7 protein-coding genes are annotated in these 24,629 nt (G+C 69.6%); all 7 read left to right on the forward strand.

The window, feature by feature from the left end; all coding sequences use genetic code 11:
* Positions 1-4: 4 nt before the first annotated feature.
* From AC5ZH6_RS12795 to AC5ZH6_RS12825, 7 genes are read left to right on the forward strand one after another with little or no spacing between them, the layout of a single operon-like run.
* Positions 5-2,506, forward strand: coding sequence for a KR domain-containing protein (locus AC5ZH6_RS12795; protein WP_496169097.1), 2,502 nt, complete (start codon positions 5-7; stop codon positions 2,504-2,506).
* Positions 2,503-7,323: an SDR family NAD(P)-dependent oxidoreductase gene (locus AC5ZH6_RS12800; protein ID WP_496169099.1), complete on the forward strand. Its 4,821-nt coding sequence runs from the start codon at positions 2,503-2,505 to the stop codon at positions 7,321-7,323. Before AC5ZH6_RS12795 ends, AC5ZH6_RS12800 begins: the two co-directional genes overlap by 4 nt.
* A 4-nt stretch (positions 7,324-7,327) precedes the next feature.
* A complete protein-coding gene (locus tag AC5ZH6_RS12805; RefSeq protein ID WP_496169101.1) occupies positions 7,328-12,859 on the forward strand; it encodes an SDR family NAD(P)-dependent oxidoreductase in 5,532 nt (1,843 codons plus the stop codon).
* Complete coding sequence (locus tag AC5ZH6_RS12810) at positions 12,856-18,342, forward strand: type I polyketide synthase (protein ID WP_496169103.1); 5,487 nt, start codon at positions 12,856-12,858, stop codon at positions 18,340-18,342. Before AC5ZH6_RS12805 ends, AC5ZH6_RS12810 begins: the two co-directional genes overlap by 4 nt.
* Positions 18,339-22,760 carry a type I polyketide synthase gene (locus AC5ZH6_RS12815; RefSeq protein ID WP_006372820.1) on the forward strand — a complete coding sequence of 1,474 codons (4,422 nt, stop codon included), beginning with the start codon at positions 18,339-18,341 and terminating at the stop codon, positions 22,758-22,760. Before AC5ZH6_RS12810 ends, AC5ZH6_RS12815 begins: the two co-directional genes overlap by 4 nt.
* Complete coding sequence (locus tag AC5ZH6_RS12820; RefSeq protein ID WP_006372819.1) at positions 22,747-23,793, forward strand: ATP-binding cassette domain-containing protein; 1,047 nt, start codon at positions 22,747-22,749, stop codon at positions 23,791-23,793. The genes AC5ZH6_RS12815 and AC5ZH6_RS12820 overlap by 14 nt, the downstream gene beginning before the upstream one ends.
* The gene (locus AC5ZH6_RS12825; protein ID WP_006372818.1) at positions 23,790-24,629 is read left to right on the forward strand and encodes an ABC transporter permease; all 840 of its coding nucleotides are present in this window, start codon (positions 23,790-23,792) and stop codon (positions 24,627-24,629) included. Before AC5ZH6_RS12820 ends, AC5ZH6_RS12825 begins: the two co-directional genes overlap by 4 nt.

Here is a 24,629-nt window from a genome sequence, read left to right on the forward strand (position 1 = left end):
TCTGGTGGCCACCCTGGGTGGCGCCGCTGCCCACCTCGGTGCCGACGGGCTGACCGACATCAGCTTGCGCCATCCGATCGCGGTGGATGCGCCCCGGCGCATCCACGTCGTCGCCGACGCCGACTCGGTGTCCATCTCGTCCTCGGCGATCACCGACGACGACACCTCGCGGCGGGTCCGCCACGTCACCGCGCGACCGGTCTCGTCGACCCCGCCGGGCCTCCGGCCAGGCCTCAACTCCGACAACGGTTCCCGGCCGATCGACACCGCCGACCTGGTGGCGATGACGCCGACCTCCTCGACCGCAGATCTCCTCGCCGAATGGGGCGTGCAGGGGCAGCCCTTCGCCTGGGAGGTGTCACGCGTCGCGCGCAGCACCGGCCGAATGCTGGCCGACATCGGGTTACCCGAGCCCTCGCCGGCCGCGATGCTCGACGCGGCGGCCCACGTCGCCCGACTCGTCGACGACTCGACCCGCGACCTGATGGTTCCCGCCCGGATCGACTCGGTGCTCCTGCCGACAACCCTGCGCGGCACCCGCGCCGTCCTCGACATCCGCCGAGTGGTGTCCGACGATGCCGACCTCGTCGTCGACATAGTCGGATCCACCGAGGACGCCGACGACGCCCTCCTCGTCCGCGGCCTGCGGTTCACCATGGTCGACGCCGAACCCGGTGTGGCCGAATCCGCTGTGGCGGAAGCCGATCCGCGGTCGCTGGTCCGCACCGTGGTGTGGCGCGAGGACGTCGGAACCGACACGGCCTCACCGACGACGATCGCACAAGGCGACGCGGTGGCTGTGCTCGGCGACGCGCATGCCCTCGCCGTGGCACTCGCGCGTGCGGGAGTGCCATGCCGCGATCGGGCCGAGGACGCCCGCCACGTCATCTACGTCGCTCCCACCACCGCGGCGGACCCCGATCAGTTGGCTGCCGATCATGCTGCTGCCGCGGCGGGAATGACCTCGGAGGTCACCGCCGTCATCGCACGGATGGCCCGGAACGCGACCTCGCAGACCCTGTGGATCGTGACCCGCGGTGTGCGCGAACCGAACTCGCCCGGCGATCTGCCCCAGAGCGCGCTGTGGGGGTTGGCCACGGTGATGGCCGAGGAGCACCCCGACGCGTGGGGCGGACTGATCGATCTGGCCGCAGGTGCCGATCCGGCCACCGCGGCGCCGCTGATCACCGAGCGGCTCGGTCGGCCGTGGGGCGGTATCGCCGCCTTGCGCGACGGTCGGCTGCTCCGTCCGAGCCTCGAACCCCTCCAGACCCCCGAGACCCGCGACGACACCGGGACACGCGGCGAGGCAACGCATCCCGCACCACGCGCCGGCGTCATGCTGCGCTGCCGCCCGGATGCCGCCTACCTCGTCACCGGGGGACTCGGGGCACTCGGCCGCGTGATCGCCGGACGGCTCGTCGATCACGGTGCCCGCCGGCTCATCCTGGTCGGCCGCACCGGTCTGCCGGCGCGCCGCGACTGGGACCGAGCCGATCTCGACCCGATCCTCCGCGACCGCATCAACACCGTGCGCGACCTGGAGAGTCGCGGCATCACCGTCACAGTCGTCGCACTCGACGTCGCCGACAGCGCGGCCGTGCAGGCCTTCCTCAGCCGTCGTGACGATGAGGGCGCCGCACCCATCCGTGGTGTCGTGCACGCGGCCGGGGTCACCGAGAACAGACTGCTCACCGAGTCCGACGACGCCGCACTGACCACCGTCATGCGACCCAAGATCGCCGGGGCGCAGGTACTGCACGAGGTCTTCGGCGACAGCCTGGACTTCTTCGAGATGACCGGGAGCGCCGGTGTGCATTTCGGTATTGCGGGCCAGGGCGGCTACGCCGCGGCCAACGCCTACCTCGACGCGCTCGCGCGCCTGCGCCGCCATACCGGTACCCCGGCCCTGACGATCGACTGGGTCGCCTGGCAGGGACTGGGGTTCGCGGTCGACGCCGACATCGTCACCGCCGAACTCGCCCGCCGCGGATCCCGGCCCGTCACCCCGGCAGAGGCACTGCACGCCTGGGACCTGATCTCCGAATCCGGTGTGGCACAAGCAGTCGTTCTCCCGCCACCACCGCCCGCACCGAACGCCGACGACGCCACCACCGGCACACCGTCGTGGTCGCAGATGGCCAGGCCCGACCTGCTCGCCGGATTGCGCGACGGCTTGCGAGCGATCCTGGCCCGGGAACTGCGGATGTCGGAGGCCGACCTGCTCACCGACGTCCCCTTCGCCGAGTTCGGCCTCAATTCGCTGATGGCCATGTCGATCCGCCGGGATGCCGAGAAACTGGCCGGTCTCGAACTGTCGGCGACGATGCTGTGGAATCACCCGACCATCGATGCGCTGGCCGACTACCTCGCCACCCGGATCGCCGGTGACGACGAGCCGGCCGCACAACTGCCCGCCGAGGATTCCGGTGGCCTGCTCGACGATCTCTTCGCCGACGCCGAGTCCGCGCCGTCACCGCTGGGTGCGGAGCACGGTCTCCGATGAGCGCCGACGACCTCGAATCCGTTCTGCGCGACTGGCTGACCACGCGGCTCGCCGCCCTCGTCGATCGCCCGGCAAACGACATCGATCCGACGGTGGCGCTGGCCGATCTCGGGCTCGGCTCCCGGGACTCGGTGATGATCTCCGGTGAACTCACCGAGTTCCTCGGCAGGCAGGTCTCGCCCGTCGAGTTCTGGGAGCATCCGACGATCGACGCGCTGGTGGCCCACCTGTGCCTCGGGGACCACGTCGAACCGCAATCGGCATCGGCGGGGCGATCATCGGCCGACGACGGTCCGATCGCGGTGGTCGGCATCGGATGCCGATTCCCCGGCGGGATCAGCGGTCCCGACGAGTACTGGCAATTTCTCTGTGCCGGCGGTGATGCCGTCACCACCGTGCCGCGGGGCCGGTGGGACCGTTTCGACGACGGTCGTCCCGAGGTTGTCGACGCCCTCGCCTCGACCACCCGCCACGGCTCCTTCCTCGACGACGTCGAGGGCTTCGACGCCGACTTCTTCGAGATCACCGCCCGCGAGGCGGCCAAGATGGATCCGCAGCAGCGTCTGATGCTCGAGGTCGTCTGGGAAGCCCTCGAACATGCCGGGATCCGACCCGAATCCCTGCGCCGGACGCCGACCGGTGTCTTCGTCGGCGCCTGCGCCGGCGAATACGGGTATCTCGCGTCCACCGACCTGCCGACGATCGACGCGTGGAGCAATCTCGGTGCGGCCCTGAGCATCATCGCCAATCGGCTGTCCTATGTCCTCGATCTGCGTGGCCCGTCGTTGACGATCGACACGGCGTGTTCGTCGTCGTTGGTGGCGATCCACCTCGCGACCCAGAGCCTGCGGTCCGGTGAAGCAGACGTCGCGGTCGCGGGCGGGGTGAACCTACTGTTGACGCCGGCGGTGTTCGCCGGTTTCGATCAGTCCGGCGCGTTGTCGCCGACCGGTGCGTGTCATGCCTTCGACGCCGCCGCCGACGGTTTCGTGCGCGGTGAGGGAGCGGGGGCGGTCATCCTCAAGCGTCTCGATGACGCGCTCACCGCCGGTGACCGGATCCTCGCCGTCATCCGCGGTACCGCGGTGAACCAGGACGGCCATTCCAACGGACTGTTCGCCCCCAATCCCGCCGCGCAGATGGAGGTGCTGCGCACCGCGTACACCCGCGCGGGCATCGGCGTGCGCGAGATCGACTACGTCGAGACCCACGGGACGGGGACCCTGCTCGGTGACCCGATCGAGGCCCGCGCACTGGGCACGGTGCTCGGCCGTGGGCGCCCTGCCGACGCGCCGCTGCTACTCGGTGCGGTCAAGACCAACCTGGGGCACCTCGAGGCTGCCGCCGGGATCGCAGGTTTCATCAAGACCGTCCTGGCGTGTTCGCGCGGCACCATCCCGGCCACTCTGCAGCAGCGAGAACCCAACCCCCACATACCATTCGACCAACTGCGGCTGCAGGTCGTCGACACCAAGCGGGCATGGCCGAGTACCGGACGACCACGACGAGCGGGCGTGTCGTCCTTCGGTTTCGGTGGCACCAATGCGCACATCGTCGTCGAGCAGGCACCCGTCGTGCATCGCGATCCGCCGCCCGTCGAGCTGCTCGCCCCGGCGGTGAGCACCCTGGTCCTCTCGGGCCGCAGCGCCGAGCGGGTCGTCGATCTCGCCGCGACAGTCGCGGACTGGATGACCACCGACGGTGCCGGGATCCCGGTCCCCGACATCGCCCACACCCTCAATCATCACCGGGCGGTGTTGCCGGTGACCGCCACCGTCACCGCCCGCGATCGGGCGGGCACGATCGCCGGACTGCGCGCCCTCGCCGGTGGCGACACGGTGGATGGAGCTGTTGCCGTCGGGGTGACCCCGCCGCGGGAGAACGCCGCGCGCGCAACGGGTACCGTGTTCGTCTACTCGGGCCAGGGCTCCCAGTGGGCCGGGATGGCCGCCGTTCTGCTCGCCGACGAACCCGCCTTCGCCGACGCCGTCGACGAGATGGAGGCCGACTTTCTCGACCACGTCGGATTCTCACTGCGCAACGCTCTGGCCGAGCGCCGCGACCTGCACGGTGACGCCGAGGTGCAACCGGTACTGATGGGCCTGCAGGTGGCGCTCACCCGGCTCTGGGCACATCACGGTGTGCATCCCGACGCGGTGATCGGGCAATCGATGGGGGAGGTGAGCGCCGCGGTCGTCGCCGGCATGCTCACCGTCGCCGAGGGACTTGCCGTGATCGGTATCCGCTCGCGGTTGATGTCGGCGGCCCCGGCCGGCGGTGTCGCGGTCCTGCGCCTCTCGTGCGATGAGGTCGCGGCACGACTGGCAGCACATCCGGGCGTCGAGATCGCCGGTCACCTCGCACCGCGGCAGACGGTGGTGGCCGGTCCACCCGAGGCCGTCGACGCGGTCCTCGCCGAGGTCCTCGCCGACGGCGTGTTCGCGCGCAAGGTCGCCATGACGGTCGCCTCGCACACCGCGCTGATGGATCCGCTTCTGGCACCACTGCGTTCGGCATTGGCCGACCTGGCTCCGCGGCCCGCTCGGATACCGTTCCTGTCCACCGTGCACCCGGCATCCGCGGACTCCGCCGCTCCGGTGGTCGACGCCGACTACTGGGCCGACAACCTGCGGATGCCGGTACGGCTGGCACAGGCGGTCGCCCGCGGTGCTGAAGACCATGCGACCTTCGTCGAGATCAGCCCGCACCCCATCCTCGGCCAGGCGCTCGTCGAATGCCTGGAGGAGTCGGGGGCCGAGGACGCCGAGGTCGTCGCGACCCTGCACCGCGACCGTGACGACACCATCTCGTTCCACCGCGCGTATCACTCTGCCGCCCAGGGTGTTCCGTCGACCCCGCATCCGGCCGAACCGCATCCGGTACTACCGCGCACGCCGTGGCGACACACCCCGTTCTGGCTGCCCACACCCACCCGATCCCCGGGAGCGTCGGCGGGGCCCGGAGCAGGGTCACCTTCTTATCCCGCCGACGGTCGCGTCCCCCGATCGTGGTGGCATCACCTGGCCTGGCCGACGATGCCGGCACCCCGCACCTCGACGCTCGTGCACCCGCAGCGCTGGGTGATCGTCGGTGACGGTGTCGATACGGAGTCGATCACCGTGCTGCGCGCCACGCTTCCCGGCGGCTCGCAGATCATCCCGAGCGACCCCGATACATTCGCCGACGATACCGACGATTCGGAAACGTTGAGCCAGAGCATCTCCGGCGCCGATCGTGTGATCTTCGCCCCGGCCACAGAGGCGGATCCGTTCTCTGCGCAACCGGCATATCGGCTGTTCTCGGTGGCGCGTCGCCTCGTCGCCGCTGCCGTGTCGAGTGGCACACGACCCCGGCTGCACCTGATCACCCGCAACGGCGCACCGCTGGCCGATGGCGATCACGCCGTCCCCGCGCACGCCGCCCTGTGGGGACTGGGACGCACTCTGGCGCTGGAACATCCCGAGATCTGGGGCGGTGTCCTCGACGTCGACGCCTCGGTCCCCGGCGGCGTCGTCGCACGCTATCTACTCGACGAGATCGGCGCCGACGATCACGAGGATCAGGTGGTCTACCGGGCCGGCGCACGTCGTGTCCCGCGACTGCGTGCGGGCGTGAGATCGTCCGACGATGTCGGGGGAGAACCGATCACCGGACAGACACATCTGGTCGTCGGCGCCACCGGACACATCGGCCCGCACCTGATCGCTCACCTCGCCGACCGCGGGGCGCACACCGTCGTCGCCGTCTCGCGCACTCCGGGCACACGTCTCGATCCGCTCGTCGCCGAACTCGGCGACCGCGGGTGCCGAGTGGTGGTGGTCGCCGCCGACGCGACCGACGAGACCGCCATGGCTGCGTTGTTCGCCCGCTTCGGCACCGATCTTCCTGCGCTGGACGGAGTTCACCTCGCCGCCTTCGGTGGTGGTCCGGTCACCCTCACCGACATGACCGACGAAGACGTGGCAGCCATGTTCGGTCCGAAACTCGACGCCCTGGCCGTCCTGCACCGGATGACGCTGACCTTCCCGGTGTCCCGATTCGTGGTGTTCTCGTCGATCTCCGGCCTGCTCGGGTCGCGGTGGCTCGCCCACTACGCCGCCACCACCACATTCCTCGACGCCTTCGTGCACGCCCGCCGAACCGCGGGCCTGCCGGCAACCACCGTCAACTGGGGGCTGTGGAAATCGCTGGCCGATCACCAGGATTCGGCCGAACGACAGGTCACCGCGGAGTCCGGATTGATACCGATGGACGATCGCATCGCCATCGACGCCCTGACATCGGTCACCGGACCGGGAACCCCGGCGCGGGCAATCGTGGTCGACGCCGACTGGGAGCTGCTGGGCGCCGCCTACCGCACCCGCACCGCACTGCACATCGTCGACGAGGTGATGCCCGCCGCCGGCGACGGCACCGACCGGGGTGCCATCACCGAGGGCGACACCGCATTCCGGCGGGAACTACGCGACGCCGACCCGTCGGTACGTCTGTCCCTGCTCGCCGACCGGGTGGCCGATCTCGTCGCCAAGGTCATGGGATTGACCTCACCCGCCGAACTCGACCGCAGCGCCGGGTTCTTCCAGTTCGGGATGGATTCCCTGATGAGCGTCACCCTGCAGCGAGCGCTCTCGGAATCCCTCGGCGAACTGTTGCCGACATCGGTGGTCTTCGATCACCCCACCGTCGACGCCCTGACCGACCATCTCGCGGCCACCCTCCCGGAGACGGCCGACCTCGACACGAACGAACCCGACGACGGATTCGACGAACTCTCCGAAGACGAACTCCTGCAAGCACTCTCCGAAAGGCTGGGCTGACCTGGTGCCTCCCGAAAACTCGGATCGCCGGGCGATCATCACCGACGCTCTGCGCAAGATCGACGACCTGTCCCGAAAGCTCGCCATCGCCGAGCAGGGCGATCGCGAGCCGATCGCGATCATCGGCATGGGTTGCCGGTTACCCGGCGACGTCGACGATCCGGGCGACTACTGGGATCTGCTGACCGAGGGCCGCAGCGGTGTGGTGCGGGTGCCCGAGAACCGTTGGGACGCCGACGAGTTCTACGCCGAGGACCACACGATCCCGGGCACCATCGTGAACCGGGTGGGCGGCTTCCTCACCCACTGGGACCCCGACGAGTTCGATGCGGAGTTCTTCGGCCTCACCCCCCGTGAGGCGATCGGCATGGATCCCCAGCAGCGGCTGCTGATGGAGGTCGCCTGGGAGTCCATCGAGGACGCCGGCCTGACACGCGAACGACTCCGCGGGACGGCCACCGGCGTGTACGTCGGGATGACCACCAACGACTACACACTGACATTCGCGGGAGCCATCCCGCGGACGGGACTCGACCCGTACATCCCGTTCGGCAACGCCGCCAACTTCGCCGCGGGCCGCCTGTCGTATTACCTCGGCCTCAACGGCCCGGCGATCGTCTCGGACACAGCGTGCTCCTCGTCGCTGGTGTCGATCCATCTCGCCTGTCAGGGGCTGCGGCGCCGTGAGATCGACAGTGCGCTGGCCGGTGGGGTGAATCTGAACCTGAGCCCGGAGAACAGCATCGCCTGTTCCCGGTGGGGCATGCTGGCCCCCGACGGCACCTGCAAGACCTTCGACGCCGACGCCAACGGCTATGTGCGAAGCGAGGGTTGCGGCGTGGTGGTGCTCAAGCGCCTCTCCGACGCGGTGCGCGACGGCGACCGGATCCGCGCGGTCATCCGCGGTACCGGGGTCAATCAGGACGGCGCGAGCAGCGGCCAGACCGTACCGAACGGTCCCGCCCAGCAGGCGTTGATCCGCTCGGTGTTGGCCGCCTCCGACCTGGCACCGGCGGAGATCGACTACGTCGAGGCCCACGGCACCGGAACCCCTCTGGGCGATCCGATCGAGCTCGACGCCCTGCACGGGGTGTTCGCCGAGCGCGGCGAGAGTGCACCCTTGGTTCTGGGGTCGGTCAAGACCAATCTAGGGCACCTCGAATCCGCCTCCGGTATCGCCGGTCTCATCAAGACGGTGCTGGCGATCGAGCATGCGCACATCCCTCGTCAGCTCCACTTCTCGGCGCTGAATCCGCACGCGTGCGACGGCGTCTCGCGTTTCGCCATCGCCGCCGAACCACAGCAGTGGCCGCAATCCGGGCGACCACGCCGTGCCGGGGTGTCGTCCTTCGGTGTCAGCGGTACCAACGCGCACGTCGTACTCGAGCAGGCCCCCGAGGTGCCGGCGGAACCGACCCCCTTCGCGGTGACCCCCGGCGCGGTTACCCCTGTACCGGCGACTGCGGGACCCGGGGTCCACACGCTGATCATCTCGGGCAAGACCCCCGAACGCGTTGCCGCACAGGCTCACACCCTCGCGGACTGGATCGGCGGCGACGGCGCACAGGTGGACTTGTCGGCGATCGCCCACACCCTGGCCCACCACCGCTCACGGTTCGGTGTGGTCGCGACGGTCACCGCACGCGATCACACACGGGCCGAGACCGGTTTGCGCGCCCTCGCCGGTGGTTACCGCGCGCCGGGAGTCGTTCCCGCACATGAGGGAACCTGCCCTGGGGGCACGGTGTTCGTGTTTTCGGGGCAGGGGTCGCAGTGGGCGGGGATGGGTCGTCGGTTGTTGGTGGCGGAGCCGGCGTTTGCGGCTGCGGTGGTGGAGTTGGAGCCGGTGTTTGTTGCGGTGGTGGGTTTTTCGTTGCGGGAGGTGTTGGCGTCGGGGGAGCCGGTGGTGGGTATTGATCGGATTCAGCCGGTGTTGGTGGGTGTGCAGTTGGCGTTGGTGTCGTTGTGGCGGTCCTATGGGGTGTGTCCGGATGCGGTGATCGGTCATTCGATGGGTGAGGTTGCTGCGGCGGTGGTGTCGGGGGCGTTGTCGGTGGCGGATGGGTTGTCGGTGATCGCGACGCGGTCGCGGTTGATGAAGGCACTCTCGGGCCACGGCGCCATGGCGTTGGTCGGACTGGACGCCGACGCCGCGCACCAGATCTGCAGTCGGTACCCGGATCTGACCATCGCGGTGCACGCCGCACCCGATCAGACGGTGCTGGCCGGTCCGCCCCAGCAGATCGATGCGGCGATCGCCGAGGTCACCGCCCGCGATCTGCTCGCTCGGCGTGTCGAGGTCGACGTGGCGTCGCACCATCCGATCATCGACCCGGTGCTGCCGGAGCTGCGGGCAGCGCTGTCCGGCCTGACGCCGACCGAACCGACGATCCCGATGTTGTCGACCGCCGACCCGGGCGGCGCGACGTCGCCGGTCGTCGACGCCGACTACTGGTGCGCCAACCTGCGCAACCCGGTCCGCTTCACCGAGCGGGTCGAGCAGGCCGGTGCCACGCACGCGACGTTCATCGAGATGAGCCCCCATCCGCTGCTGACCCACGCCATCGATGCAACGCTGGCCGATCGGCATCACCACACCATCGGCAGCCTGGCCCGCGACACCGACGAGTTGGAGACCTTCTTCACGAATCTCGCTGCGACACAGACGCTGCGCGCACCCGCGGTGCCCGATACCGGGGCGTTCACGCGGCTCCCGAAATCCCCCTGGATGCACTCCCGGTACTGGGTGGAGGTACCCGCCGCGGAGCCGCACCGCGCCGACTCACACCGCGCCGGCCCACCACCGCCGACCGAGACCGGTTCGCCGCGCAGCGGCGGCGCTCTCGACGAGTGGTACCACGAACTCGCCTGGATCGAGCGGGCCCTGCCCGTCGACGTGGCATCGCCTGCCGTCGGTGCCGATGCGAGAGACGACGGCGACGGCTGGGTTGTCGTCTCGGAAGAGCCGGATGCGCTGGCCGCGGCATTCGGGCCGGCGGCGCGCGCGGTGACCGTCGCCGACGCAACCGACGGCGCCGCGCTGACCGGCGCAACACACGTGGTGTTCGCCCCGACGACCACCCGGACAGACTTCGGTGCGCTCCGCGCTCACGAGGTGTTCGGTGACGTGCGACGGGTCGCTGCTGCGCTCGCTTCGGCGCCCGGCCGTACACATCTGACGATCCTCACCCGCAACGCCCAGCCCGTGGCCGACGGCGAGCCCGCCGATCCGGCGCAGGCGGTGCTCTGGGGATTCGCCCGGACACTCGCCCTGGAGAACCCCGAGATCTTCGGACGGGTCCTCGACGTCGACGCCGCGCTGCCCGCCGCATTGGTGGCGCGTCATGTGCGTGCCGAACTCGACAGCTCCGACGGCGAGGATCAGGTCGTGCTGCGGGCGGGCCGACGACTACTGCCACGACTGCGGGCCGCGGTGCCGCCGACCCCACTGACCGGATTACCCGGCTACACCACTGCGCTCGTCGTCGGAGCGACCGGAAACGTGGGGCCCGACCTCATCGTCGAGTTGTCGCGGATGGGCGCCGACACCATCGTCGCCCTCTCCCGCAGCGGCGCCGACCTGTCGGCCGAGGTGACCGCAGAGCTCGCTGCGAACTCGACCACGCTGGTGAACTTTTCCGCCGACGCCGCCCACCCAGAGGCGATGCGAGAGCTGTTCGCGCGCTTCGGAAACGATCTCCCACCCTTGGACGGAGTTTATGTCGCCGCGCTGGCCGGTGGCGCCGGTTCACTGATCGAGCTCGACGATGCCGAGGTCGACGCGATGTTCCGCCCGAAGGTCGACGCGATCTCGGTACTGCACGAACTGACGGTGACCACCCCGGTCCGCCGCTTCGTGTTGTTTTCCTCGATCACCGGATTGTTCGGCTCGCGCTGGCTCGGGCACTACACCGCCGCCAACTCCTTCGCCGACGCCTTCGCGTTCGCCCGCCGCGCCGTCGGGCTGCCGGCCACCGTCATCGACTGGGGATTGTGGAAATCCTGGGCCGATGCCCAGCCCGAGACCGCTTCCGCCGGACTCACCCCGATGCGCAACGAGACCGCGATCGCGACCCTGCCCACCCTGCTCGGGGCGGACGCGCCGATCCGGCCGATCGTGGTCGGCGCACAGTGGGCGCGGCTGGCCGAGGCCTACCGGATGCGCACCTCGTTCCACATCGTCGACGACCTGCTCGGCGAGGCCGACCACGACCTGTCGGGTCTGCCTCCGGCCCGGCCCGACACCGTTCTGGGTGAGGTCGACTCGATCGAGACAGGCACGGTCGAGACGAGCGCGGGAGATTCGGGCGCCGGTGCCGCCGAGGTCCCGTCACACACCTGGTTCGCCCGTATCGCCGACGACGAACTGCCCTATCCCGGTTCGCATCTGGTGCACGGGGTGGAGGTCGTCCCGGCCTCGGTGCTGCTGCACACCGTGGCGACCGTGGTGGCGCAGGCCGGCGCGGCCGGTGCCAAGCACATCGCATTCACCCAGCCGTTGATCCTCGATCGTCCCCGCGTCGTGCGGGTGCGGCTCGACGAGACCGGTGCAATCACGATCGCCTCGGCCACCTCGGTGGGCGCAGGCCCGCACGAGTGGGTCGAGCATCTCAGCGCAGGTCTGCTCGACTCCGAGGCACCACCCATCGAAGCCGCCCGTACGGCGACCGGCTTCTCGTCCGAGCAGGCGGCGGAGCTCGAGCAGCACTGGGGTCTGTCCGGCCGCCCCTACGCGTGGACGGCCCTCGAGAACCGTTCCGCGCCCGGCACTCTGGAGGCCGGCGTGTCCGCGGCGGGGACCGCGGCGCTTCTCGACGCCACGGTACACCTCGCACGGTTGATCGACGCGTCGCACGACGGCCTGATGTTCCCGGCAGCGGTGGAGACGATGACCGTGTCACCCACCACGGCGGACGGCGAGGCGACCGTCGAGGTGCGGTATCGCGAGGCACGCCGCGGTGGCTTCGCCGCGGACGTGACCGCCGGGGCGGGCGCACCGTTCACCGTCGACCTCCGGGGCCTGTGTTTCGTTCCCGCCGCGCCGGCGGCGGGCCCAGCGATCGGCGGAGCGCCCGACGCGGCCGTCGACGCGCCTGACTGGGAGCTGTTGTCCGAGCAAGAAACCCGCTCCGAACTGGTGAGCCGGATGCGGGTGATCCTGGCACGGGAACTGGGTATGCCGACCGACGCCGTGCGCTCGGATCAGCCGTTCCCGGAGCTCGGTCTCGACTCGATGATGGCGATGACGGTGTTGCGCGATGCCCGTCACCTGGTCGGCCTCGACCTGTCGGCGACCATGCTCTGGAACCATCCCACCATCGACGCCCTGAGCGAGATGCTCACCGGTCTTCTCGCCCCCCGCCGTGAGGCGACGCAGGCCGCAGCGGCGGAGGCGGCCGGCGAGCAGCAGGCCGAGGTCAGCGTGCTCGACAGTCTCTTCGACAGCGTCGAATCCCTCTCGGATCCGTTGGCCGGATCCGAGTCCCTGTCCGACACACAGCCCGTGTCGGCCGTCCCCGAGAGTGGGCAACGATGAAGACCACCTTCGATCGAGTGTCGGCGATGACGCCGGCACAACGCAGCGCCTTGGTCGAGCAGTTCGACAAGGCCGCACGCATCACCGGTGCCGAACCCATCGCCGTCGTCGGCATCGGTTGCCGCTTCCCGGGCGGCGTCCGTGGGCCGGAATCGTTCTGGGAGCTGTTGACCCAGGGCCGTGACGGGGTGGTGGAGGTTCCGCCGCAGCGATGGGATGCCGAGGAGTACTACGACCCGGATCCGATGGTGCCCGGGCGGATGCCGTCGAAGTGGGGCGGATTCCTGGACGACATCGCGGGTTTCGACGCCGACTACTTCGGGATCACCCCGCGCGAGGCGGAGGCGATGGATCCCCAGCAGCGCATCGCGCTCGAGGTGGCGGTCGAGGCGCTCGAGGATGCCGGATACCGTTCCGACGCCCTGACCGGGGTGCGTGCGGCGGTCACCCTCGGTGTCTATTACAACGAGTACCAGAGCACCTCGGCCTCGCATCCGGAGTCGATCGACGCGTACTCGGCAACCGGTAACGCGCACAGCATCACCGTGGGGCGCATCGCCTACCTGCTCGGTCTGCGGGGCCCGGCCGTCGCCGTCGACACGGCGTGCTCATCGTCGCTGGTCGCTCTCCATCTGGCGTGTCAGAGCCTGCGTTCCCGGGAGTCCGATCTGGGGTTGGCCGGCGGTGTGAGTGTGATCCTTCGGCCGGAAACGCAATTGGCACTGGGTAAATGGGGAATGCTCTCGCCTCGCGGACGGTGTAATGCCTTCGACGTGGCGGCCGACGGTTTCGTCCGCGGCGAAGGTGCAGGCGTAGTGGTCCTCAAACGCCTTGCCGACGCGGTCCGCGACGGTGACCGGGTGCACGCGGTCATCCGCGGTTCCGCGGTCAACTCCGACGGACGGTCCAACGGGCTCACCGCACCGAATGCGCCGGCCCAACGCGAGGTGATCACCCGCGCGCTCGCTGCCGGTGACGTGCCCGCGTCCTCGGTCAACTTCGTCGAAACCCACGGCACCGGAACATCTCTGGGCGACCCCATCGAGTTCGACGCCTTGTCCGCGGTGTACGGCCGCGAGTCATCCTGCGCACTGGGTGCGGTCAAGACCAACTTCGGGCACCTCGAGGCGGCCGCCGGTATCGCCGGATTCATCAAGGCGGTGCTGACGGTGGAGCACGGGCAGATCCCGCCGAATCTGCACTTCACCCAATGGAATCCGGCCATCGATGCCCGGTCGACGCGCATCGTCGTGCCGACGGAGACGATGCAATGGCCACAGAGCGACACACCCCGGCGTGCCGGGATCTCCTCCTTCGGTCTCGGCGGTACGAACGCCCACATCGTCATCGAGCAGGGGCCCGCACTCGCCGCCGCGTCGAGCGTGGCGTCGGCGATGCCGACGGTATCGCGACTGTCGGTGACCGGTCGATCGGAGGATCGTGTCCGTGACCGTGCTCGTGCACTCGCGCAGTGGCTCGAGACCGGCCCGTCGGTCGCACTGCCCGACGTCGCAGCAACCCTGGATCGGTTGCGCACCACCACCGATCCCGTCGGCACCGTGTGTGCCCGCGACACCGACGAGGCACTGGCCGGTTTGCGCGCCCTCGCCGAGGGCAGCCCACGTCCCGGCGTGCTCGCCCCGCGCCGGTACCGGCCTTGGCCCGGCACGGTGTTCGTGTTTTCGGGGCAGGGGTCGCAGTGGGCGGGGATGGGTCGTCGGTTGTTGGTGGCGGAGCCGGCGTTTGCGGCTGCGGTGGTGGAGTTGGAGCCGGTGTTTGTTGCGGTGGTGGGTTTTTCGTTGCGGGAGGTGTTGGCGTCGGGGGAGCCGGTGGTGGGTATTGATCGGATTCAGCCGGTGTTGGTGGGTGTGCAGTTGGCGTTGGTGTCGTTGTGGCGGTCCTATGGGGTGTGTCCGGATGCGGTGATCGGTCATTCGATGGGTGAGGTTGCTGCGGCGGTGGTGTCGGGGGCGTTGTCGGTGGCGGATGGGTTGTCGGTGATCGCGACGCGGTCGCGGTTGATGAAGGCACTCTCGGGCCACGGCGCCATGGCGCTCCTCGAAGCCGACGCGGCGACCGCAGACGCACTCGTCCGCGCACACCCGGGGCTCTCGACGGCCGTGTACGCCTCCCCACGGCAGTGCGTGGTGGCAGGTCCGCCCGAGCAGATCGACGCGGTGATCGCCGAGGTCACCGCCCGCAATCTGCTCGCCCGGCGCGTCGAGGTCGACGTCGCCTCGCACCATCGGACCGTCGATCCCATCCTCGACGACCTGCGGGCGGCACTGGCCGACCTCGCCCCCCGGCGGCCGACGATCCCGATGGTCTCGACCGTCGAGGAATCGCAGACCGCTCCGGTGACCGACGCCGACTACTGGGTCCGCAACCTGCGCAACCCCGTGCGCTTCGGCGATGCGATCACCCGTGCCGCCGCCGACCACTCGACCTTCATCGAGATCAGCCCGCACCCGCTGCTCACCCATTCGATCGGCGACACGCTGGCCGCCGCGCGTCCGGACGGTGACGTGGAGGTGCTGGGCACCCTCGTGCGCGGCGAGGACGAGACCCTGACCTTCCACGGCGCGCTCGCCGTCGTCGAATCCGTCACCCCGCGGTCCGGCCCGGAGAAATCGGACCCCGAGAAGCCCGCCGCCACCGAATCCGCCGTCACGCCCCCGCCGCCGGTGACACTCGCCCCGACGAGTTGGCAGCACACGCGGTACTGGCCGACGGTTCGGGCGACATCCACCCGTTCCGGTGAGCACCCACTACTCGGCACCCATGTCGAAGTTCCCGGGGGAGAGCACATTTGGCAGGGCGAGATCGGCACCGACCATCTGGCGTGGCTCGGCGATCACCAGGTGCACGACCGTGCCGTCCTCCCGGCCGCCGGATTCGCCGAGATGGTGCTCGCCGCGGGCTCCGAGGCGCTGGGGATGCCGGCGACCGGGCTCGAGGTGCATCGCCTCGAGGTCGAGGAGATGCTCGCCGTGGACACCACGGTGTCGGTGACCACGCGCCTGTGCCGCGTGGCCGACGGCGAGATGGGCGTCGAGATCCATTCGCGCACCACCGAAGGTGCGTGGCGCAGGCACGCCACCGGGCGGGTGGTCACGTCGACATCGCCGGACATCCCCGCCCCGGTCGCGTTGATCGGTGGGACGACCGTGGCGCCCTCGGACTTCTACCGCGCGTTGCGGAGCACCGGCGCCGCCCACGGTGAGGCGTTCGCCGCGCTCACCCACATCGTGCGGGTGGGGTCGACCGATGATGCCGGCCCACGAACCGGGGCATCGGAATCGCGGATCGAATTGCCCGCCGCGGCCGGCGTCGACCGCGGGTTCCGGCTGCATCCGGTGCTGCTCGACGCCGCCCTGCAGAGCGTGGCGGCCGCCATGCCCGAGGAGTCGACCTCGGGGATCGCAGCCGGTGGCGCCGACGCCGCGACCTTCCTCCCGGTGGCCATCGAGTCGCTACGCGTCACCGGCGTGATCGGGCGTCGCGCAACGTGTTCGGCGCAGGTGACCGAGATCCCCGGCACCGCGGACAAGCTCGCTTCGTTCATCCTGACCGACGAGTCCGGGGCAACCGTCGCCGTCGCATCCGGTGTCTACCTACGCAAGGTCGAACGCCACTCGGTGCCGCTGCCCCTCGAGCAGAAGCTGTTCGACACCGAATGGGTCCCCGCCGATCTCCCGGGCGACGCATCGGGACAACTCGCCGACGGCAGCTGGCTGATCCTCGCCGGGCACTCGACCGCCGATGGTTCCTCGGCCGACGAGCTTGCCGATCTGCTGGGTCGCTCGCCGTCGCGGCGGGTGATCCGCCAGACGCTGCCGGCGGGGACTCCCGGATCAGGAATGACCGGATCCGGGACCGAACTCATTGCTCTCGCCGATCTCGACGCGGATTCGGCGGCACCGGCCGCCGGTGTGGTCGTGCTGCTCGACGCCGAGACCTTCGACCCCCGCGGTGCGGCGTCCGAGCAGGCCCGCGCACTCGTCTGGTCGGTCACCTCCGCGGTACGGGCGGTCGCCGCCCGGCCGGGTCGCGCGCCTCGCGTCTGGCTGGTCACGCGCAACGGAATCGGCGTCGGCGCAGACGAGTCGGGCAATCCGACCGTAGGGGCGCTGGAAGGGCTCGTGCGCGTGATGGCCTACGAACATCCCGCGCTGCACGTCACCCTGGTCGACCTCGACGGTGACGATGATGCCCCGCTGGTCGCCGAATTGGCCGCCGATTCCCGTGACGACATCGTCGCCTGGCGCGCCGGTGCGCGTCACGTCCGCCGTCTGCGCCGTGCTCCGCTCGGCGCCCCGTCGGTCACCCCGGTCACGGCAGGCGCGGCCTACATCGTCACCGGTGGCCTCGGTGGCCTCGGCACCCTGATGGCACGTCACCTCCTCGACGCAGGCGCCGGACGAGTGGTCCTCAACGGTCGCCGAGCGATCACACCCGACCAGCAGACGCTCATCAACGACCTCTCGAACGGAGGCGAGGTGGCCTACATCGCCGGTGACATCGCCGAACCCGGCGTCGCCGCCGCACTGGTCGACGCCGCGCGGGAGACGGGCCGAGAGGTTCGCGGCGTGCTGCATGCGGCCGCCGTCATCGACGACGCACTGCTGAGCGCACTCGAACCGGACAGCCTGAGCCGGGTGTGGGCGCCCAAGGTCGCCGGTGCAATCGCCCTGCACGAAGCGACAACACATCTGCGCCTGGACTGGTGGGTGGTGTTCTCCTCGGCGGCGTCATTGCTCGGCTCGCCCGGGCAGGGCGCATACGCGGCCGCCAACGCGTGGGCCGACGCCTTCGCGCTCTGGCGCCGCCACCAGGGATTGCCGGCCACCGCGATCAACTGGGGCCAGTGGGCCCAGGTGGGTGTGGCAGCCGCCCTGACGATGGACGCACTCGACCCGATCAGCCCGGCGGAAGGCATCGAGGCGTTCGACGCGCTGGTGGCCGCCGACGCCACCCGGGCCGGCGTCATCCGCCTCCGGCTCGACCGCGCGGCCGTCGCATTCCCCGAACTCGATCAACTGGGCTACTTCGCACCACTCGTCGCCGAGCTCCACGACCTCACCGACGACACCTGGGGCGGGGTGGAGGCGTTGCGCACCCTCGATGCGACCGCGGTACACGACGCCGTCACCGACCGTCTGCGCACCCGGATCGCGGCCATCATGGGCTTCGCCGACAGTCGGGCCGTCGACGTCGACAAGCCGTTGACCGACCTGGGCATGGATTCGCTGATGGCCGTACGCATCCGCAACGCGGTGCGCGGCGACTTCGGAGCCGAACCACCGGTGGCACTGCTCCTTCAGGGTGCAAGTCTGCGTGCGCTCGCCGCCGATCTCATCCGTCAGCTCGATCTCGCCGTCGCCGACGACACCGACGCCTCGGGCGGCCTCCGGGAACGAGCACAACTGCGCGCCGCCGCACGCCAACGGGCCGGCCGGCGCAGAACAGGACAGCGGGCATGACAGAAGCGGGCATGACACAAGCGGGAACGTCAGAAGCATACGGGGCCAACGCGATTGCGATAGTCGGCATGGCCGGCCGCTTCCCGGGATCGGCGTCTCTCACCGAGTACTGGCGCAACCTGGAGGCCGGGCGAGAAGGGATCGAGACCCTCACCGCCGAGGACCTCACCGCGCACGGGGTGAGCGACAAGACCCTCGACAATCCGGCCTACGTGCGGCGCGCACCGCTGCTGACGGACATCGAGGAATTCGATGCGGAATTCTTCGGGTTCACCCCTCGCGCCGCCCGGATGATGGACCCACAACACCGACTGTTCCTACAGACCGCGTATCACGCTCTCGAGGACGCCGGACTCGATCCGCACGACATCGAGGCAACCGTCGGCGTCTTCGGAACGAGTTCGGCCAGTGGATATCTGCTGCACAACCTGATGTCCCACCTCGATCCCCACCGCATCATCGGCGAGGGCGCGAGCTTCGAGATGATCAACCTCTCGCTGGAGAACGACAAGGACCACCTGGCCACCCGCGTCGCCCACCAGTTCAACCTGCGCGGTCCCGCGCTGGCCGTCCAGACGGCCTGCTCGTCGTCGCTGCTCGCGGTGCATCTGGCCGCCGCCAGCATCCTCAACGGCGAATGCGAGATGGCGTTGGCCGGCGGATCCTCGATCCGGGTGCCCAACCGGGTGGGCTATTGGTACGAGCCCGGGTCGATGGCCTCGCCGAGTGGTTACTGCCGGCCCTTCGACTCGCGGGCCGACGGCACCCTGTTCGGTTCCGGCGTGGGAATCGTGGTCCTCAAACATCTCGACGACGCACTGGCACAGGGTGATCGCATCCATGCGGTGATCCGCGGGTCGGCGATCAACAACGACGGCGCGACCAAGATGAACTATGCGGCGCCCACCGCGGCCGGACAGGCGGAGGTCATCGCCGAGGCGCACGCCGTCGCCGAGGTCGACGCCGCCACCATCAGCTACGTCGAAACACACGGCACGGCCACACCATTGGGTGATCCGATCGAGGTGGAGGGGCTGCGGCAAGCCTTCGAACTCGCCGAGCAGGAACGCCGCGGTCCGTGCGTCCTGGGATCGGTCAAGGCCAACATCGGTCATCTCGAGACGGCCTCGGGTATCGCGGGTCTCATCAAAACCGTGCTGTGCCTACAGAATCGGTCGCTGCCGGGCACCTTGCACTACACCCAGCCCAACCCCGAACTGCATCTCGAGCGCACACCATTCGAGGTCCGGGCGCAGACCACCGTCTGGGAGAGCGACGGTCCGCGCCGCGCCGGGGTGAGTTCGTTCGGTGTCGGCGGAACCAACGTCCACGTGGTACTCGAGGAAGCACCACCGGCCCCACTGCCTCCGGCGACGCGCGGCCCGGTGATCGTGACACTGTCGGCGCAGCAACCCGATTCGCTCACGCAGGCACGGACCGCACTCGCCGACGACCTGCAAGCGCGCCCCGACCTCGACGTAGGCGTACTCGCGCATACCCTGAACCGGCGGCACCGGTACCGACATCGCCTCGTCGCCGTCGTCGACGACGCCGCCCACGCCGTCGAGGTACTGCGCACCGACGAGCACGACAACGTGATGATCACCGACGAGGTCGTAGGCGCCGACACGGCGACCGATCGCGTCGCGTTCCTCTTTCCCGGCCAAGGCGCGCAACACGTCGGCATGGCGCGAGGTCTGCTGGACTCCGAGCCGGTCTTCGCCGAACACTTCGCGCAGTGCGTCGCGGCGTTCGACGCCGAGCTCGGAATCGACCTGCGCGCGGAGATCTTCGAGGGCAGTGCACGGTCACTCGAACGCACCGACCGAACGCAACCCGCGTTGTTCGCCGTCGAATACGCACTCGCGCGTCTCGCACAATCACGCGGGGTGCATCCCGCGGTGCTGGCCGGGCACAGCATCGGCGAATACGTCGCAGGCACTCTTGCCGGGGTGTTCGATCTGCCGACCGCGGCATCGGCGGTCGCGATGCGCGCCCGGCTGATGAATGCGGCGCCACGTGGCGTGATGGTCGCCGTGCCGGCCGTACCCGCGGTGGTCACACCGTATCTGGCCGGTGAGGTCGACATCGCCACGATCAATGATCCGGGTGGATGCGTTGTCGCCGGCACCGATACCGCGATCGCCGCGTTCACGGCACGGCTGGCGCAGGCGGGGATCACCGCACGGCGGGTCCGCACCTCCCATGCGTTCCACTCGCGGCTGATGGACGGCGTGGTGGCCGAGTACACGGCCTTCTTGTCGCGAATGACATTGCGTGAACCGCAGATCCCGCTGTTGTCGAACGTCACCGGCACCGTGATGTCGGCGGCCGAGGCCACCAACCCGGCCACCTGGGCACGGCAGATCCGGGCAACGGTGCGTTTCGCCGACGAGGTGGGGGCGTTGCTCGAGAACCCCGCCCGCGTCCTGGTCGAGGTCGGGCCCGGCGGGACGCTGTCCGGTGCCGCCGCCCGCCACCCCCGATGGGGCGACGGGCACCGAGCCATACGTCTCATGCGTCACCCTGCCCAGAATCGCGACGACCGCACCACCTTCCTGCTCGGTCTCGGTCAACTGTGGTCGGCGGGAGTTCCGGTCGACCTCGACGACGACCGCGATCGACCGATCGTCACACTTCCCGGATATCCCTTTGCCCGTCAGCGCCATTGGGTCGACCACGATCGCTCGGCACGGATGCTGCGCACGGATGATCCCGACACCGCGGGCGACGCCGCCGGGGGTACCGCACCGCCGCAGATGCAGCCCTCGGTCGCGGACGGCCGCACGCCGATGGAGACCACGCTGGGCCGGATCTGGGCGCAATGTCTCGGAGTGGAGTCGGTCGAGCGCACCGCCAACTTCTTCGAGATCGGTGGGGATTCGCTCATCGCGATCAGCATCGCGATGAGCGCGGCGAACGAGGGGTTGGAGATCACCCCGCAGGATCTCTACGAGAACCAGACCGTCGCCACCCTCGCCGCGACACTGACCCAGCGCTACGCCGCAGGCGGACTTGGTCGCACGGTCACGGCCGATCCGGACCATCTTCCCCTGACGCCCACCATGATCCGGTTCCTGGACTCCGGTGTCACCGACAGCAACCGGTGGCGCGTACCGCTGATCCTGCGTGTCCGCGACGACGTCGGCACCGACCGCATTCGCGACGTCCTCACCGCGGTGGTCAATCGCCACGATGCACTGCGGATACGGATCGTCGAGGAGGACGGCATCCGCGAGGTCCGTGTCGCGGCGCCCGTCGAGGCCGCCGACCTCGCGGTCGCGGCGGTGTCCGGGGCGCAGGAGATCCCCGAGTTCCTCCGCACCCTCACCGGCGACGGAGGGCTCACCCCGTACCTCGCCGCCCATGTACAGGCCGGTGACGGACAGTCGTATCTCGCGATGAGCGTGCACGGGCTGGTGGCCGACGAGGAAGCCCGCGACATCCTGGTGACCGATCTGTTCACCGCCTTCGGTCAGGTGCTCGCCGGCGAGGACATCTCGCTTGCGCCCGTGCCCGTTGCGTGGCGCCAGTGGGCACAGCTGTCCTCCGAGCTGGCCGCCCATCCGGCGGTCCTCGACTCACGCAGGTATTGGCTGACCGGGCCCGGACGGGCCACGCGCAGACCGATCACCGGTGATGCGATGCGGACGACCTCCACTGCGCTGCAGCGCATCTCGACCGCATTGACGACCACCCAGACGATCGAACTCGACGACGCGCGTCGCAGACTCACCTTCCCGGTGGATCGCTTCCTGCTCACCGCACTGGGTCGCGCGCTGGCGCAGACCTTCGGCGACGGCATCATCGACGTCGACCTCGCCGGGCGCGGTCGACGGGTCCTACGGCCCGACCTCGACCCGCGTCGGACCCTGGGATCCTTCACCGCCCTGTACCCCGTGGCGCTCGGCTGCACTGCGCTCAGCGGGGAACCGACTGCCGCGCAGATCGAGGCCGTCCACCGGGTACTCGCCGCGGTACCGCATCACGGTGTCGGCCACGGCGTCCTGCGTCACCTGCACGCCCCGACCGCGCGTGCTCTCGAGGCAACTCCGGCACCGGATATCGCGCTGGTCGTCGGCAGCCCGATTCCCGATCTCCCGACCGCCGACGACCAACCCGTCTCGATCGATCCGACGATGGCGGAGGCACTTCGGGCATCGGCACCCGGGTTCGGGCACGCACTCGAGATCCGTGCCCAGCGCAGCGGGGGAATCCTGCACGTCGACTGGTGGTACGACCCGGCCCGCATCGGTGCCGACGTCGTGTCCCGGCTCGCCGACGCCAGTATTGCGTCCCTCGCCGACCTGGCGCGCGAGGCCATCGTCGAGGACGAGGCGGATTCCGCCGACGGCGAGCTGGAACTGATCGACCTGACCGCCGACGTCGATCTGGGGGAATCCGGTGCCCTTCACTGACACTCACGGCCACACCCACGACACCGACCGCGGTGGTGGTCGGCATCGACGCCCCGACGAATCGCACGCCGCGGTCGTCGTACGGGATCTGCGCAAGAACTTCGGGGACTTCCAGGCGCTGCGCGGTATCAGTTTCACCGTGGGACGCGGCGAGGTCCTCGGCCTCCTCGGCCCCAACGGGGCGGGAAAGACCACCACGGTGGACATCCTGTGCACCTTGAGTTCTCCCGATTCCGGAACCGCGCTGGTCGCCGGCCACGACGTCGCACGGGACCCGGCCGCGGTGCGGCGTTCGATCATGTTGACCGGGCAGCAGGTGGCCCTCGACGACATGCTCACCGGCCGGGAGAACCTCGTGATGTTCGGCCGGCTGCAGGGATGGCGCAAGTCGGCGGCGCGACGCCGGGCCGACGAGCTGCTCGAACAGTTCGACCTGCAGTACGCGTCGAATCGGCCGTTGGGAACCTACTCGGGGGGCATGCGGCGACGTATCGACATCGCGTGCGGTCTCGTCGTCCGACCGGAGGTCGTGTTCCTCGACGAGCCGACCACCGGGCTCGATCCGCGCAGCAGGCAGGCGGTGTGGGATCTCGTCGAACGGTTCAAGTCCGACGGCATCGCCACCGTCCTCACCACGCAGTACCTCGAGGAGGCCGACACCCTCGCCGACCGGATCGTCGTCATCAACCGGGGCACGGTGATCGCCGAGGGCACAGCCGATCAGCTCAAGGAACGCACCGGGGCGACCTACTGCGAGATCGTGCCCCGCCACACCTCCGCGATCCCGGCGATCGTCGCGGCGCTGACCCCGATGATGCCGCGGTCCCGGCGCGCAACGGTGACCGCCCATCCCGACCGCGTCTCCATGCCCGCACCGCACGGCGCCGACACGATGGTCGAGGTGTTCGGTCGGTTGCACCGCACCGGAATCGAACTCGCCGACGTCGCCTTGCGACGCCCGTCGCTCGACGAGGTGTTCTTCGCGCTCACCGCCGAGACCGCCCGGCCAGACCGGGCCGAGGTGGCGTCGTGACCCCGACGTCGTGGTCACCCGAGCGGGTCACCGGCGCCACGCGGGAGACCAATCCCTCCGGAGTGCAGCAGTGGTGGGTGCTGACAACCCGGAGCATCGTGCCGACGCTGCGCAACGGCGAACTCCTCACCCAGGTCGCGGCGTCGATCATGTTCACCGCGGGCTTCTACATCCCACTGAAGAACTTCATGGGGCTCTACGCCGCCGAGATGAGCAGCTACGCACAGTACCTGATGCCGCTGATCGCACTGCAGGCCATCAGTTTCGCGGCGATCTCCGGCGCCTTCCGTTCGGCCTCGGATGCCGTCGAGGGGATCAACCGGCGCTTCCGGGCACTGCCGATCTCCCGTGTCACCCCGCTGGCGTCCCGCATGACCGCCAGCATGTATCGCTGCACGGTCGCGCTGGTGATCTCGCTGATCTGCGGACACGTCATCGGATTCCGGTTCTATGCCGGGCTCCTCTACACCGTCGCGTTCTGCGGACTTGTCCTCGCGATCGGACTCACCCTGTCGTTCCTGGGGGAGGTGGTGGGCACGGCGTCACGCAATCCCGACGCCACCACCCATCTGATGATGCTGCCGCAGTTGATCTTCGGACTACTCTCGGTCGGGGTCCAGCCGGCGTCGGCGTTTCCGCACTGGATCCAGGGCTTCGTGCGCAATCAACCGATCTCACAGTTCGTCTACGCGTTGCGGGCATTGGCCGGTGACCGGGTGCCCGGCGCGGCCGGCGCCATCACCTGGCAGACCATCGGGCCATCGTTGGCCTGGATCGTTGCGCTGTTGGTGGTCCTGATGCCCGTCTACGCGGTGCTGGCGGGGCGGAAGGGATGA

The organism is Gordonia sp. YC-XJ4 (genome assembly GCF_059511865.1).

Excerpts from the sequence above, each read along its gene's own strand:
- AC5ZH6_RS12800 (WP_496169099.1), top strand. The coding sequence starts at position 2,503 with ATGAGCGCCGACGACCTCGAATCCGTTCTGCGCGACTGGCTGACCACG.
- AC5ZH6_RS12810 (WP_496169103.1), top strand. The coding sequence starts at position 12,856 with ATGAAGACCACCTTCGATCGAGTGTCGGCGATGACGCCGGCACAACGC.
- AC5ZH6_RS12815 (WP_006372820.1), top strand. The coding sequence starts at position 18,339 with ATGACAGAAGCGGGCATGACACAAGCGGGAACGTCAGAAGCATACGGG.